The organism is Mycobacterium sp. (assembly GCF_049608025.1).
Lineage (GTDB): Bacteria > Actinomycetota > Actinomycetes > Mycobacteriales > Mycobacteriaceae > Mycobacterium.
This window is the reverse complement of record NZ_JBMYXC010000011.1, coordinates 17,361-31,705: the sequence shown is the minus strand read 5'-3', so window position 1 is coordinate 31,705 and position 14,345 is coordinate 17,361. Positions and strand designations below refer to the sequence as shown.

11 protein-coding genes are annotated in these 14,345 nt (G+C 64.6%); 9 read left to right on the top strand and 2 right to left on the bottom strand.

The annotated features are described in order from the left end of the window. Nucleotides 1-4 precede the first annotated feature (4 nt). The 4 genes from ACPGXI_RS05980 to ACPGXI_RS05965 are packed head-to-tail and all read left to right on the top strand — an operon-like array spanning nt 5 to nt 6,540. Complete coding sequence (locus tag ACPGXI_RS05980) at nt 5-1,447, top strand: DUF3375 family protein (RefSeq protein ID WP_526650813.1); 1,443 nt, start codon at nt 5-7, stop codon at nt 1,445-1,447. Further along, a complete protein-coding gene (locus ACPGXI_RS05975) occupies nt 1,444-2,022 on the top strand; it encodes a DUF4194 domain-containing protein (protein ID WP_526650811.1) in 579 nt (192 codons plus the stop codon). The genes ACPGXI_RS05980 and ACPGXI_RS05975 overlap by 4 nt, the downstream gene beginning before the upstream one ends. Then, nucleotides 2,015-5,380, top strand: coding sequence for an ATP-binding protein (locus ACPGXI_RS05970; protein ID WP_526650809.1), 3,366 nt, complete (start codon nt 2,015-2,017; stop codon nt 5,378-5,380). Before ACPGXI_RS05975 ends, ACPGXI_RS05970 begins: the two co-directional genes overlap by 8 nt. Next, nucleotides 5,377-6,540, top strand: a complete 1,164-nt coding sequence (locus ACPGXI_RS05965; RefSeq protein ID WP_526650807.1) for a Wadjet anti-phage system protein JetD domain-containing protein — start codon at nt 5,377-5,379, stop codon at nt 6,538-6,540. Before ACPGXI_RS05970 ends, ACPGXI_RS05965 begins: the two co-directional genes overlap by 4 nt. 36 nt (nt 6,541-6,576) lie before the next feature. On the opposite strand, the gene ACPGXI_RS05960 is transcribed toward ACPGXI_RS05965, so the two are convergent. Next, a complete protein-coding gene (locus ACPGXI_RS05960; protein WP_526650805.1) occupies nt 6,577-8,148 on the bottom strand; it encodes a wax ester/triacylglycerol synthase family O-acyltransferase in 1,572 nt (523 codons plus the stop codon). A gap of 152 nt (nt 8,149-8,300) precedes the next feature. On the opposite strand from ACPGXI_RS05960, the gene ACPGXI_RS05955 reads away from it, so the two are divergent. The 3 genes from ACPGXI_RS05955 (at nt 8,301) to ACPGXI_RS05945 (ending at nt 10,587) form a co-directional block, all read left to right on the top strand. After that, nucleotides 8,301-8,681, top strand: a complete 381-nt coding sequence (locus ACPGXI_RS05955) for a DUF4345 family protein (protein ID WP_526650924.1) — start codon at nt 8,301-8,303, stop codon at nt 8,679-8,681. A gap of 33 nt (nt 8,682-8,714) precedes the next feature. Then, complete coding sequence (hpnE, locus tag ACPGXI_RS05950; RefSeq protein ID WP_526650804.1) at nt 8,715-10,088, top strand: hydroxysqualene dehydroxylase HpnE; 1,374 nt, start codon at nt 8,715-8,717, stop codon at nt 10,086-10,088. 145 nt (nt 10,089-10,233) lie between these two features. Continuing rightward, complete coding sequence (locus ACPGXI_RS05945) at nt 10,234-10,587, top strand: Fe-S protein (protein WP_526650802.1); 354 nt, start codon at nt 10,234-10,236, stop codon at nt 10,585-10,587. A gap of 10 nt (nt 10,588-10,597) precedes the next feature. On the opposite strand, the gene ACPGXI_RS05940 is transcribed toward ACPGXI_RS05945, so the two are convergent. Continuing rightward, the gene (locus tag ACPGXI_RS05940) at nt 10,598-11,395 is read right to left on the bottom strand and encodes an SDR family NAD(P)-dependent oxidoreductase (protein WP_526650800.1); all 798 of its coding nucleotides are present in this window, start codon (nt 11,393-11,395) and stop codon (nt 10,598-10,600) included. Between the two features lie 158 nt (nt 11,396-11,553). Between ACPGXI_RS05940 and ACPGXI_RS05935 the strand changes: the two genes are divergently transcribed. Beyond that, complete coding sequence (locus ACPGXI_RS05935) at nt 11,554-13,539, top strand: flavin-containing monooxygenase (RefSeq protein ID WP_526650798.1); 1,986 nt, start codon at nt 11,554-11,556, stop codon at nt 13,537-13,539. A gap of 14 nt (nt 13,540-13,553) precedes the next feature. Further along, entirely contained in the window at nt 13,554-14,336 is a 783-nt protein-coding gene (locus ACPGXI_RS05930) for a glucose 1-dehydrogenase (RefSeq protein WP_526650922.1), read from the top strand. Nucleotides 14,337-14,345: the final 9 nt, after the last annotated feature.

Below are 14,345 nucleotides of genomic sequence, written 5' to 3'. Positions count from 1 at the left end.
GCTTGTGGATTATTTGGCGATCAACGCGCTGCGGGAGAAGCATCCCGCTTGGCGACTGCTGCGTGCCGGTAACGCCACGCTGATCCTCTCGTTCCTCGGGGCGTTCTTCGTCGAGGGCAACCGAGGCGCGTGCTCAGCCAGTGAGCTTGCGGCTGCGTTGGACGACCACCTGTATGCCTTGAACATCGAGACCCCCACCGAGGGCGGGGAGCCACGGTTCCCGAAGGATCCGCGATCCTATTTGGAAGACTGGGCGGCCAACAGCACCGCGTATCTGCGGCGGTTCTACCCCGCTGGCGACGACGAAGTGCACTACGAGGTCACGCCGGCGTTCGAGAAGGCTTATGCGTGGGTGATGACCCTCAAAGGCAGGTCCTTTGTGGGAACCGAGTCCAGGCTGCACACCGTGGTGGAGCTGCTACGCCAGATCGTGCACGGAACCGAAGTCGAACCCACCGTCCGGCTGGCCGAGCTGCACCGCCGCCGCGACGAACTCGATGCCGAGATCGTGGCCGTCGAGGCCGGCGTCGTTGCCGTCCTGGACGCGACCGGAGTCCGCGACCGTTACCAGCAGCTCTCCACGACCGCGCGGGAACTGCTCTCGGACTTTCGCGAGGTTGAAGAGAACTTCCGGCTCCTCGACCGTGCGGCGCGAGAGAAAATTGCAGCCTGGGATGGATCCAAAGGCGAACTGCTTGCCGAGTTGGTCGGCAGCCGCTCCGAGATCGCCGGCTCGGACCAAGGTCGCAGCTTCCAGTCGTTCTACGACTTCCTGCTCTCGGAGTCGCGCCAGGACGAGCTCACCGAACTGCTCGCCAAGGTGTCAACCCTTGACACAATCGAAGCCGATCATCGGATTCGGGGCATCCACCACGACTGGTCTGAAGCCGCCGATCGTGCGCAGCGCACCGTCCGGCAGATATCCGAACAACTGCGCCTTTTCCTCGACGATCAGGTCTGGCTGGAGAACCGGCGCGTTCTCGACCTGGTCCGGGCAGTGGAGAGCGCCGCGATTGAGCTGCGCGACAACCCACCGGCCGTGGGGCTCAACGTCGATCAGCCGGGGATCGAGATCACGCTCCCGTTCGAGCGTCCGCTATACCAACCGCCGGTGGCAGTAGCGGTCGAGAGCCAGATTGTCGCGGCGACCGAGGAGGTCGACAGTGACCTGCTCTTCACTCAGACCTTCGTCGATCAAGCACGCCTGGTCGAGATCATCCGCACCGTTCTGCCTGAGCGCTCCTTGGCGCTCTTGTCCGACGTCATCACGATGTACCCCATCGAGCATGGTGCGGCAGAGATCGTCGGCTACCTCGCCCTGAACGACGAAGACGTGACGGTCGACATGGACGAAACCGATGAGACTCTGCTGGAATACACCGACCCTGCCGACCCGGACATCACCAAGCGGGCGAGGCTGCCGAAAGTAACGGTGCGACGACGATGAGCAACGAACACGCCGTCGCCAGCACCATCATCCGGTTGATGCAAGGTGTCGTCTACCGCGAGTCCGATGAGGACGCCTGGCTGACGCTGGAACGCTTGGGCGCCGGTGTCCGAGACCACTTCGCCACCATCGGTGTCGACGTGGTCGTCGACGATGCGGAGGGCTACGCCTACCTCCGGTCCCGGCCATCCGAAGATGGTGATGAGGCTCTCCCGCGTCTGGTGCGCCGGCGGGCGCTGACCTACAACGTCAGCCTGCTGCTGGTGTTACTGCGCAAGCGGCTCGTCGAGTTTGAGACGACCGGGGGTGAGGGCAGACTGGTCCTCACCACCGACCAGATCGTTGAGCTACTGAGGCTCTTTCAGGCCGAGTCCACCAATGACGCGCGAGTCGTGGACCAGGCGGAGGCGACGATCAAGAAGGTGGCAGAACTCGGCTTCCTGCGGCAGCTACGCGGTCAAAGTGAGCATTGGGAAGTACGGCGAATTCTCAAGGCTTACGTTGACGCCCAGACGCTGTCCGACTTTGCGGGGAAGTTGCGGGATTACGCGGGAACGGCGGCCGGCGATGAGTGAAGAAGGGGCTGGCTACCGGCTGCAATATGCGGAGGTCTTGAACTGGGGCACGTTCGACACCCAGGTTTGGCGCTTCACTCCCGACACCGAGACCGCGTTGCTGACCGGCGACATCGGCTCGGGCAAGTCGACCGTCGTAGATGCGCTCACCACGTTGCTGATGCCATCGCACAAAGCCGCCTACAACAAGGCCGCCGGTGCCGAGGCCAGGGAACGCACCCTGCGCTCCTACGTTGAGGGCCACTACAAGTCCGAGCGAGTTGAGGCCACCGGAAAGTCCCGACCCAAAGGACTGCGCGAGAAACGAAAGACATATTCCGTCGTGCTTGGGGTCTTCACCAACCACGGCTACAACGAGACGGTCACCCTGGCCCAGGTCTTCCAGCAGCGCGAGAGCAGCGGCCAGCCCTACCGCTTCTTCGTCACCGCAACCAAAGCGTTGACGATAGCGACAGACTTTGCCGACTTCGGCACTGACCTGCGCGATCTGCGCAAGCGGCTGCGCGGCGCCGGGGCAGAGCTTTTCGATGAGTTCCCTAAGTACGCAACCTCGCTGCGCCGGCTGCTCGGCATCCGATCAGAGCAGGCCCTCGAGCTGTTCCACCAGACCGTCTCTATGAAGTCGGTCGGCAACCTCAACGACTTCGTGCGCGACCATATGCTCGAACCGAGCGATTCGACCGCGCGCGTGCGGGACATCATTGCCCATTTCGACGACCTGACCAAGGCCCACGATGCCGTCAAGCGGGCCCGCGAGCAGCTCGAAGCACTTGAACCCATCGTGGCTACCGCGGCGAAGTACGACACCGCGCTCGCTGAGCGCGACACCCTGGAGCACGAGCGATCAGCCGTCCGGCTCTTCATCGCCGAGCTTCGCTCCCGGCTGCTTGCCGATGAGCTCGCTGCGCTTGAGGCCGAGGGCTTGGGCTATTGGAAGGAACAGGACACCGCCAAAGCCGCGCAGCAGGAACTCAACAACGAACGCGAATCTCTCATCGAGGAGCGTGCCAAGGCGGGCGGGGATCGTATTGGTGAGTTGGAACGACTCGCCCGCGAGGCCCGAGCGCAGGCCGAAAAGCGCCGTCATACCCGGACGTTGTTCGACGCGGCCGTCTGCGACGCCGGCCTGGAGCCGGTTACCGGTGGAGCGGACTTCGCCGCACTGTCCGCGCTGGCCGCCGCCGAGCGCCCGCGGCTCGCCACCGAGAAGCGAGCCCTCGATGCAGCCAGCGCTGACGCGATCGGACGCGAGAAAGAGTTGCAACGCAAGTGCGACAACATCACTGAAGAGCTCGCGAGCCTGGAGCAACGCACCAGCAACCTGCCCGTCGAACAGGTCGAGGTGCGCGCAGAGTTGTGTGCGGCCCTTGAGCTGACGCCCGAAACCCTGCCCTATGCCGGCGAACTCCTTGACGTCAGCGATGAGCACTCCGATTGGCGGGGCGCCTCAGAACGGGTCCTGCGTGGGTTCGCCCTCTCGTTACTAGTGCCGCAGCAGCACTACGACGCCGTCGCCGGATGGGTGAACAGCCGACGCCTCACCTTCCATGGTCGCGGTGGCCGGACGATCGGAGCCAAGCTGGTCTACGAGCGGGTTTCCCGACAACGCGTCCGGCTCCAATCGCCTGGGTATGAAGGGCTTTTGCTCGCTGACTGCCTCGAAATCAAGGACGGGGCGTTCCGCGAGTACCTCCTCGACGAGCTCACGAAGCGGGCCGACCACCGATGCGCGTCAACCCTTGAGGAGTTCCGCAGCCAGCGGCGGGCCGTCACCCGCCAGGGTCAGGTGCGTTCCGGCGAACGCCACGAGAAGGACGACCGGCATCGGATCGACGACCCCCGCCGTTGGGTCCTCGGCTGGGCCAACGAACGAAAGCTTGCCGCGCTCCGCACGGAGCTCGCCGAGCTTGAGGCAGAGCTGGAGACGGTTGCCGCCGAGCTGGCGACGCTTATGGCGAATCGGGATGCGCTGCAGGCTCACCTGGAAGCGCTTGCTCGGCTGGACGGATTCCAATCCTGGATCGAACTCGATGGTGACGAGGCCGAATCGCGCGCCAACAACCATGACGCCGAACGTGTTCGGCTACTGGCGGGCTCATCGCGCCTGGAGGAGATCGCGCTGGCCCTCGCCCACAACGCCGAGCGCGGTACTTCGGTGGCGGAATTGATCGAGAAACTCACCGGCAAGCTGGCCACCACGGCCGCGGCGGCGAAGCGCGCAGAGCAGGACAAACAGCGAGACGACGAGTTCGTCGCAGCGCAGCCGGAACACCAGCTGACCGCCGCCCGCAAGTCCTACCCGGCCCTCGACGAGCGCCTTGGGGTGAAGCGTCCGGTGCGAGCAGTCGACTGCGCCGAGACCGAGACGGCGCTGGCGGCCGAACTTCATCGGCGTATCGAGCGCCTGACCAGGGAACTCGGCGGCTATGGGCAGCGCCTGGGCCAGTACATGCTGGAGGTCCTGCGGCAGTGGCCCGAGCTTCGTGCGGACATGGATGCCAGCGTCGAGGCCCGCCGCGACTTCCTGGCGTTCCGGGACCGCGTGGCCACTGACGACCTCCCGCGTTTCGAGAGCGAGTTCAAGGATCAGCTCAACAAGAACGCCATCCAAGAGTTGGCAGGGTTCAACAACTGGCTCAACCGGCAGGCCTCTGCCATCGACGAGCGCGTCGATCGCATCAACGAAGCGCTGGGTGCGGTGCCCTACAACCCGGGTCGCTTCATCCGACTGGAGAAGGAGCAAACCACCAATCAGGATGTTGCGCAGTTCCGTTCAGATCTGCGCAACCTGACCAATGACAGTCTGGCCGTCGATGGCGACCAGTACTCCGAGCAACGCTTCCTCGACGTCAAGCGGATCATCGAACGCTTCCGCGGCCGTGACGGCTACGCCGAATCCGACAAGACCTGGACTCGACGGGTCACCGACGTGCGCAACTGGTTCATGTTCTCCGCCTCCGAGCGTGACGTCGAAACCGATGCTGAGTGGGAGCATTACAGCGATTCAGACGGCAAGTCAGGTGGTCAGAAAGAGAAGCTCGCCTACACGATTCTCGCGGCATCGCTGGCGTACCAGTTCGGGCTCGAGTGGGGTGTTGAGCGATCCCGAGACTTCCGGTTCGCGGTCATCGATGAGGCATTTGGACGCGGCTCGGATGTCTCGACGCGCTACGCGCTGGAACTCTTCGCGACGCTCGGGTTGCAACTCCTCATCGTCACGCCATTGCAGAAGGTTCATGTCATCGAGCCGTATGTGAAAGCGATCGGATTCGTCGACAATCCGACCGGAACGTGTTCCCGCATCCAGACGATGACGATTGAGGAGTACCGGACTCGGCGTGACGGACCGCGGCCGTGAGTGCCGGTTGGACCACCTCAGCTGACATTGCCGCCAAGGTCAAACGCCGGTGGGCCGACGGATCACTGTTGCGGGCCTACGCCAACGGTGATCCATTCTGTTCGATCGAGGTCCCACTTCGTGGCCCCAAACCGTCGCAGGTCGGAGACGATATTACCGCCGCCCGCGAGTGGGTTGCGGCTCTGGACGCCGGCCGTCGCAACGACAGCCGATACGCCCTGCAGTGGCAGCCGATCGGCGGCAGACAGATCGGTCGCAACCGGCTGCCCATCCGCGCGGTGGTGTCCACGATCGAGCAGGCGTGGGCGCTGCTGGGCGTGACGGTTTCGGTCCGTCGCTTCGATGAGATCCTGGCTCTCGCACATCAACATCCACAGGTTCGCGACTGGCTCATCGCCCATCCGCATCGCGCGCTCGAACTGGCACCCGAGATGTCGCAGCTGATTGCCGCCTACGTTTGGCTCGACAATCATCGGCAATCGCATCGGTATCTGCGCCAGATCAGTGCACCCGGTGTTGACACCAAGTTCGCTGAGCGGCACCGAGGGGTCCTGGCGGCGATGCTTGGAGTTTCGTCGACGGGCTCAGGATTTCTGGCCGGCCTTGGCCTGCGATCGAAGCCCGCATTGGTTCGGCTGCGGCCCGCGCCCTCGCTGGGCTTCCCGGCTCCGCTCACCGAGTTGGCGGTGCGTGCAGAGGAGTTGGCGCAGCTCTCGGTCGAACCACGAGTGGCAGTCATCGTGGAGAACGAGATCAGCTACCTGTGCGTCGAGGTCCCCGAAGGCGGTGTAGTGATCTGGGGGAAGGGCTTCGACGTCGACAGCGTAGGCCGGCTGCGATGGTTGGCTGAATCCGACGTTGTCTACTGGGGAGACATCGACACCCACGGATTCGCCATCCTCGACCGGTTGCGGGCGTGGCTCCCCCGAGCACGCTCGGTGCTGATGGACCGCGAGACGCTGCTCGCCCATCGCGACCGTTGGGTGACCGAAGGCCGTCCGGCCCAGTCGGCACTCACCCGATTGACGCCTGACGAGCAGGACCTCTATTCCGAACTCGTCGGGGACGGGTTGGGTCAAGGGGTGCGTCTCGAGCAGGAGCGAATCGACTGGCAGTGGGTCGAGCAGCGGCTGCCAGAGGCCGACAGCGCGCGGAGGTGAGCGGGGGCATGAAATGTTGTCGCGCCACCACCCCAGCTAGGCCGGCTGTTTAGTACCGGGGGTTCCGGTCTGCTCGCTGCGACCATTCATAGCGTGAGCGGCGAATTGCGCTGTGGTGGTGAGTGCCACGGCTCTGTCGAGTTGGCTGGCGAAAGCCACGTCTGCGCCGCGACCGGCCTTTTCGTCGGCGGCAACTTTCAGCTCACCAACGACATCCTCGATGCCGCGCGCGACCCCTGCGACGTCCTCCACGTTGTCGGGGCAGGCGACGATGCCCACTGCGAAGCTTCGGCCATAGGACACGGCGGTGACATTCAGATTGGTGCCCTCGACCAGTGGGGCCATCGCGTGTATGCCAACGACTTGCGCCCCGGCGCAGTACACGGTGTCCCGTGGCCCCGGAACGTTGGAAGTGATCAGGTGAGCCACCGGGGAATGGAGCCGAGACAGCTTCAGGCTGCTGTACAGACCCGACGCCAACCCGATCACCCCTGGCGGCACCAGGTCGATGACATCGGCGAGGTTGACCGGGGGCGCCGAGCGTCGTCCATTCTTGATACGTGATGTCGCGGCATGAATTCCGGCCATCTGATCGGTCGCGTCGGCGAGTTGCACCGGCAACGAGACCACAACCGGAGACCAACTATTGCCGGCATCGTCGTCAGCGCTGCGCGTCGAGATCGGCATCATGGCGCGCAGCGGCGAACTGGGCACCGCGTCATGGGTGTCCAGCCACCGCCGCAGCGCCGATGTCGTCACGGTGAGGAAGGCATCGTTGATGGTGACACCGAATGCTGTCGAGATCGCGCGCAGATCCTCCATCGACACCTCCGCGAACGCCACGCTGCGTCGGGCAGTAAGTGGGGCGTTCAGCACGGTTCTCGGCGAGCTCTGCTCCTGCTGTGACTTAGGGACGTCGGCGGGTTGCAGGTCGGTGCCCGCGAGTAGCTGGCGCGCCGATCCCAACGCGCTTTCCACCGCCGACTTCACCGCTGCGGGAGCCAATCTGGCAGTGACATGAAGGCCTGCCGCGGTGTTGGCGGTGATCTCGTCGATCGCGTCCCACACCCGTGCTGCCACGCCGGGCGTCGTGGCCCGGGGCCGAGGCGGCGCCGGGGCGAATTCAGCATTTGGATGGGCAGTCATCAGCTCCGGCAGCAAGGAGGTGACCGCGCCCACCCCATCAGCCATCGCGTGGGAGAACTTGATCACCCCGACCAGCCTGCCGTCGGCGAGACCCTGCAACACCCACGCATCCCACAGCGGCCGCCGGCGGTCCAGAGGTTGCGCGTGGAAGTCGCTGATAAGAGCGCTCAGCTCTGCCATGGTCCCGGGCTCGGGCAACCGCACATGATGCAGGTGGTCCCGAATATCGAAGGCGGGGTCCTCAATCCATGCCGGCTGGCCTAGTCCGAAGGGTCTGGTGAGTAGGCGCTGCCGGAAACTCGGTATCGCCGTCGCTCGCTCAGCCAGCTGTCTCAAGAGCGCCCGCGCGGTCAACTCACCGCGCGCTGCCGGGTCGAAGAATACGACCGCGAGAACGTGAGTGGGCATCACGGCTGTCTCGCCGTGTAGGGATATACCGTCCAATCCGGTCAAACGATTCATCTTGGGGCTCCGTCCGCTCAACTGACTACTCCACAATTAGACGCGCGATAACACGCCACAGGCGGATCGACAGCACATTCCCAACACAGTCACATCCGACTGGCGGGTTCGATATCAACTGGCGGCCCGTGGTGTACTCCTACTTCGCGGAAATGGAGGCAAGCGTGGTCGTCACAGGTCAAGTCGTCACAATCATCGTCGCGGTGTTCTTCGCCGGAATGGGTGTGTACGCCCTCGCGACCCCAGCTCGCTTGCTCGCCCCGTTCGACATCAGCCTGGGCAGCGCTGCATCTCGCGCCGAGGTTCGCGGCGTTTACGGCGGATTCGGTCTCGCGATCGCCGCGATGCTCGTCGTTTCCCTCACCGCCCCCGAACTGCGTTCCGGCATCCTGATGACGGTCGCCGCCGCGCTGGCCGGGATGGCATTCGGTCGCCTGGCGTCAGCTCCGGATGGCCGAACGAGCTTCTACCCCAACTGGTTCTACTTCCTTGTCGAGTCTGTGGCCGCGGCGGCTCTGTTCTTGGTCGCCTGACAGTCGCGATCGAGTGCCTCCTACGATCGAAACATGACCTCCTCGCGGGACCAGCACGTCATCGTCGTGGGTGCCGGCCTGGCCGGCCTGGCCTCCACCGTGTGGCTGGCCGAACTGGGCTACCGCGTGACACTGCTGGAGAGCAACGGGTCACTCGGCGGGCGCACCATCGGCCTGACCTCCGAGCACGGTGATGCAATAGAAAACGGGCAGCACGTGCTGGCGGGTTCCTACCAGAATGTCTTCCGGTACCTGGCTTCGATTGGCACCGCCGGTCTGGTGGAGTTCCCCGATGAGTTCGGCGTGCGGTATCCGGGTGGGCACGTGGAGAAGTTCGGCATGCGTTTCAGCAGCATCCGAAACCTGGTCCTGGGTCAGGTCAGGGGGTTGAGCATCCCGACCTTGATCAAGGCCGTGCCGGCATGGGTTCGCTTGGCCCGCGACGTGATCGAGTTCGACGACGCACTTGACGACGTCACCGTCGACCAGTGGTTGGACCGGCTCCGTTTTCCCGCTGAGGTTCGCCGAATCATGCTCGACCCCATGGTGCTCGGTCTGCTCAACGAGCTGCCGCGCCTTGCCTCGGCACATGCGTTCGCCGCCCTATTGCGGACCGGCGCCGACCGGGTGCGCCGGACGGGCAGTAGCGCTGCTCGCATCGGCTACCCGACGGTCGATCTGGAGCAGCTCTACCTCGACGGGGCGCGCCGGGTGATGGCCGACCGCGGGGTTGATGTGCGACTGCGGACCCGGGCGGTATCGGTCCGGGTAGTCGACGGTCGTGCGGCCGGCGTGAAGCTGGCTGACGGTTCGGTGGCGGAAGCCGATGCTGTGGTGCTCGCGGTTCCGTCCTGGAACCTGCGGTCGCTGCTGGATGATGTCCCGAGTTCGGAGGACATCCGGCTGGCCGCCAAGAAGCTCGAACCGGTTCCGATCATGAACGCCTATGTGTTGTTGGACCGTCCGCTCGGCACCATGACACCGTGGGAATCGTTGTTGGACAGCGATATCGGCTGGGTTTTCGACCGTGACCGGATGCACGGCCCGCGTGACGACGGCAATCACCTGTACGCACTCACCACGTGCGCTGCCTACGATCTGATGGGCCTCAGGAACGCAGAGGTCGCACACCGTCTCGTTGCCGCACTGCGTGCCGGCTATCCCAACGCCCGGGATGCCGAAGTGCTCGACGTCACCCTCGTGCCGTGGCCGAAGGCCACGTTCTCCTCGCGGGTGGGCATGTCCACGATACGGCCGGGCAATCGCACGGCTCTGCCCAACCTCGCCCTGGCCGGCGACTGGACCCACAATGATTGGCCGACCACCATGGAGGGCGCCGCGCAGAGTGCCGCACGTGCTGTCGATCTCCTCCACGAAGCTCTTGGGCGGTCGCCGGTGACCAGATGAGGCTTCGGATCACCGATGTCCCTCCTTATCCCGGCGGGCGATGTCCGCCACGGACTTGTCCTTACTTGTCGGGATACATCGGTTGTCCGAATACGTCAGTTCGTCCGTGAGAACTGAACGATCGCCTTTGCGGTAGCCTCACGCCATGGAAGTACTACGGTCTGTAGTTGTTCTGTTCCACATCGTCGCCTTCGCCATCACCTTCGGGGCGTGGGTGGCTGAGGCGGCGGCGGGCCGGTTCCGTATGACCCGCGTCATGGACTACGGTCTGCTGCTGGCACTGGTCACCGGCCTCGCACTTGCCGCACCGTGGCCGGCCGGTATCGAACTCAACTACCCGAAGATCGTGATCAAGTTGGTGATCGTGGTGGTCCTCGGCGGACTGTTGGGTATGGGCGCTGCCCGGCAGAAGCGGACCGGGGACGCGGTGCCGCGTCCGTTGTTCGCAGCCGTCGGCGTGCTGGCATTTGCGGCCGCCGCGGTCGCGGTGCTTTGGTGACCCAGTCTGGCTACTGCTCGCCGAGGCCCAACAACTCGGTCACGTGGTGGTCGCGCCCAGCGGTGTAGCCGCCGTCCACGGCGATGGCCTGGCCGCTGACGAAACTGGCCTCACTCGAGACCAGGAAAGCCGCCACAGCGGCGACCTCATCGGGCCGACCGAACCGCCGAAGCTTGTGCTCATGGCGTAAGCCCTCGCGTGGCGTGTCCATGCCGGGAAGCTCCATGACTGAATCGAACAGCGGGGTCTGGATGAAACCCGGGCAAATCGCATTGGCGCGGATTCCGCTGGGCCCGTAGTCGATTGCGGCGTTCTTGGTGAGTAGCACCACCCCTCCCTTGGAAGCGTTGTACGCGCTGCCGCCCGCCGTTCCCTCGAGCCCTTCGATACTGGACAACGTCACGATCGAGCCCCGCTCGCCGTCGACTCGATCCTGGGTCATCATCTGGTTCAGCGCGGCCCGCATCACCACGAAGGTGCCCTTGAGATTGACGTCGAGCACCCGGTCCCATTCCTCATCGGGTAGCAGGTGGATCGGGCCTCCGCCCCCCACCCCGGCCGAATGGACCACGCCGTCGATCCGGCCGGCCTTGTCGACAACCGCGGCCACCGCGCGTTCGACGGCATTGCTGTCGAGCACATCGGCGCGGTAATACTCAAGTTCAGTCGAAAGGTTTTGCGGTGCTTCGGAAGCGAGGTCGACGCCGATCACCGATGCACCGTCGGCCAGCAGCTTCTCCACGGTGGCCGCCCCGATACCTGAAGCTGCCCCGGTCACCAGAATGCCCTTGCCGGCAAGACTGCTCATCGTCACAGTATTGCGTACCTCGCGGGCGCTGAGCGCGCGCCGTTGTACGCGACGCGCCGCGCGGAGGCGTGCAGACACGCACGCTCGGCCGGAGGGGGGACGGGGGGAGGCGCGCCCAGACTGATCATCCATGCACGGACATCTGTATGGTGTGTTACATGCCAGAGGTCACCGCCTCCGCGGTGCGCGACCCAGAATTCGCTCGGCTGACGGGCCTGCCATTCGACGATGCCGACGAGGTGATCCGCGCGGCGATCGACGAGGCCAGCGTGCCTGCCCTGCTGATGTCGATGGTGCACATGACCGGCGATCTCGGCATCCTCGACGAGCTGCCCGGACCGTACCAGCTCATCGCGATGGATCTGCAGGGCGCGATGAGCGAGCCGGACAAGCAAGCCGTGCGCGAGCGGGCCTTCGAGGCCGTCCGCGACTACCGCGACAAGGGGTGCCCGCCGCCGTTCCTCCCCGATGCGCACCAGCTTCGGAGCATGCTGAATGTGATGACCGCCGGTCAGGTGACCGAGGAGTTCATCGACTACATCGCCGCCGACCTGCGCCTCACCGATGTCGATCAGAACGGCCCGGTGCTGGCCTCCACCGCTGAACAGCGCGCCGGGTTTCCGGTGGTCGTCATCGGGTGCGGCGAATCCGGGTTACTGGCGGGCATCAAGCTCAAACAAGCCGGCATCCCGTTCACGATCGTGGAGAGGCAATCCGGGGCGGGCGGCACCTGGCAGGCCAACCGCTATCCGGGGTGCCGCGTCGATATCGCCAGCCAGTACTACACGTATTCGTTCGAGCCCACCGACCACTGGGAACATCACTACGCGACCCAGCCCGAGATCCTGAAGTATCTCAACGATGTGATGGCGCGCTACGAGATTGCCGATCATGTCCGGTTCGACACCGAGGTCATCGGCGCCGAATGGGACCAAGCGACGTCGACCTGGCAGATAAAGATCCGTCCCACCCACGATACGGCCGATTCCCCCCGTGCTCCTGAGACGCTGAGCGCCCGCGGACTGATCTGCGCGGTCGGCCAGTTCAGCAACCCGGTGATCCCAGATATCAAGGGTGCCAAGGATTTCGAAGGGCCGTCGTTTCACACCGCGGACTGGGACGACTCCATCGACCTGGCGGGCAAGAGCGTGGCCGTCATCGGGGCGGGCGCCAGCGGTTTCCAGCTCGTCCCGGCGATTGCGGATACTGCCGCACACGTCGACGTCTATCAGCGCACCCCGCAGTGGATGGCGCCCAACGTCAACTATCACGCGCCGGTCGGCCAGGGTGCACGGTGGGCCACCCGGCATCTGCCCTACTACGGGCGGTGGCTGCGATTCGTGACCTGGTGGCCGATCGCCGACGCGCTCAACGAGCAGATCACGATCGACCCCGACTGGGACAATGGCGGGTTATCGGTCAGTGCAGGCAATCACACGATCCGTGAGGTGTTCGTCGCGTGGATGCAGGCCTTCACCGCCGACGCGGATTTACTGGCCAAGGTCACGCCGGACTATCCGCCGATGGGCAAGCGCACCCTGCAGGATGACGGAACGTGGCTGACAACGCTGCAGCGCGACGACGTCGAGTTGGTCACCGAATGCATCGCCGAGATCGGCGCACATGGCGTCACCGATGTCAGCGGCCGGCACAGGCCGGCCGATGTGGTGTTGTGGGCCACCGGCTTCGACGTCAATCACCAGCTCGGGCCGATCGACGTCCGCGGGCTGAACGGCATTGGGTTGAACGAGGCATGGGGCGATGCCGCTTACGCCTACCTGGGGGTGACGGTGACTGACTTCCCGAATTTCTACTGCTTGTTCGGGCCGGGCACCAACGCAGTCAACGGCACCAGCCTGATCTACAACTCCGAGTGCCAGATGCGTTATGTCCTAGGGTGTATCGACCTGGTACTCACCTCCGGAGCCGCTGCGGCCACCCCAAGGGCCGACGTGTGCACCGACTATGACCGGCGCAGCCAGGCTCGCCTCAAGACCATGGTCTACGCGCACCCCGCCGTCACGAGCAGCTACTACAAGAACTCAGCCGGTGAACTGCCTACGCTGTTCGCGTGGCGCATCGTCGACTACTGGAAGTGGACACATCGCCCGAACCCGGGTGACTACGAGCTGAAAATGATGTGATGACAGGGGAATTCATGGCTGGACGGTTGGACGGCAAGGTCGTCTTGATCAGTGGCGGAGCCCGGGGCATGGGCGCATCGCACGCCCGCGAGATGGTCGCTCACGGCGCGAAAGTGGTGTGCGGCGACATTCTCGATGCCGAAGGCGAATTGGTGGCCGAGGAACTCGGTGACCGAGCGCGCTACGTTCATCTCGACGTCACCCGCCGCGAAGACTGGGATGCTGCGGTGGCCGCCGCCGTTGCCGAGTTCGGCGGAGTAGACGTGCTGGTCAACAACGCCGGCATCTTGAACATCGGCACGGTGGAGGATTTCGAGCTCGCAGAATGGCACCGCATCCTCGACATCAACCTCACCGGCGTCTTCCTGGGTATCCGAGCCGTCGTGCCGGCGATGAAGAGAGCCGGTCACGGGTCGATCATCAACATCTCCTCGATCGAAGGGATGGCCGGCACCGTCGCCAGCCACGGCTATACCGCGACGAAATTCGCGGTCCGCGGGCTGACCAAGTCCACCGCTGTGGAATTGGGGCAGTTCGGGATTCGGGTGAACTCCGTGCATCCCGGCCTGGTCAAGACGCCGATGGCCGACTGGGTGCCCGAGGATATCTTCCAGAGCGCGCTGGGGCGCATCGCCCAGCCCAAGGAGGTCAGCAACCTGGTGGTGTACCTGGCCAGCGATGAGTCGAGCTTCTCGACCGGATCGGAATTCGTCGTCGACGGCGGCACGCTGGCGGGCCTGGCGCACAAGGACTTCTCCGCGGTCGCCGTGGATCAGCAGCCTGATTGGATCACCTGACCCAGCGGT

Excerpts from the sequence above, each read along its gene's own strand:
- ACPGXI_RS05975 (WP_526650811.1), top strand. The coding sequence starts at position 1,444 with ATGAGCAACGAACACGCCGTCGCCAGCACCATCATCCGGTTGATGCAA.
- ACPGXI_RS05970 (WP_526650809.1), top strand. The coding sequence starts at position 2,015 with ATGAGTGAAGAAGGGGCTGGCTACCGGCTGCAATATGCGGAGGTCTTG.
- ACPGXI_RS05960 (WP_526650805.1), bottom strand. The coding sequence starts at position 8,148 with ATGAATCGTTTGACCGGATTGGACGGTATATCCCTACACGGCGAGACA.
- ACPGXI_RS05955 (WP_526650924.1), top strand. The coding sequence starts at position 8,301 with ATGGAGGCAAGCGTGGTCGTCACAGGTCAAGTCGTCACAATCATCGTC.
- hpnE (WP_526650804.1), top strand. The coding sequence starts at position 8,715 with ATGACCTCCTCGCGGGACCAGCACGTCATCGTCGTGGGTGCCGGCCTG.
- ACPGXI_RS05945 (WP_526650802.1), top strand. The coding sequence starts at position 10,234 with ATGGAAGTACTACGGTCTGTAGTTGTTCTGTTCCACATCGTCGCCTTC.
- ACPGXI_RS05940 (WP_526650800.1), bottom strand. The coding sequence starts at position 11,395 with ATGAGCAGTCTTGCCGGCAAGGGCATTCTGGTGACCGGGGCAGCTTCA.
- ACPGXI_RS05935 (WP_526650798.1), top strand. The coding sequence starts at position 11,554 with ATGCCAGAGGTCACCGCCTCCGCGGTGCGCGACCCAGAATTCGCTCGG.
- ACPGXI_RS05930 (WP_526650922.1), top strand. The coding sequence starts at position 13,554 with ATGGCTGGACGGTTGGACGGCAAGGTCGTCTTGATCAGTGGCGGAGCC.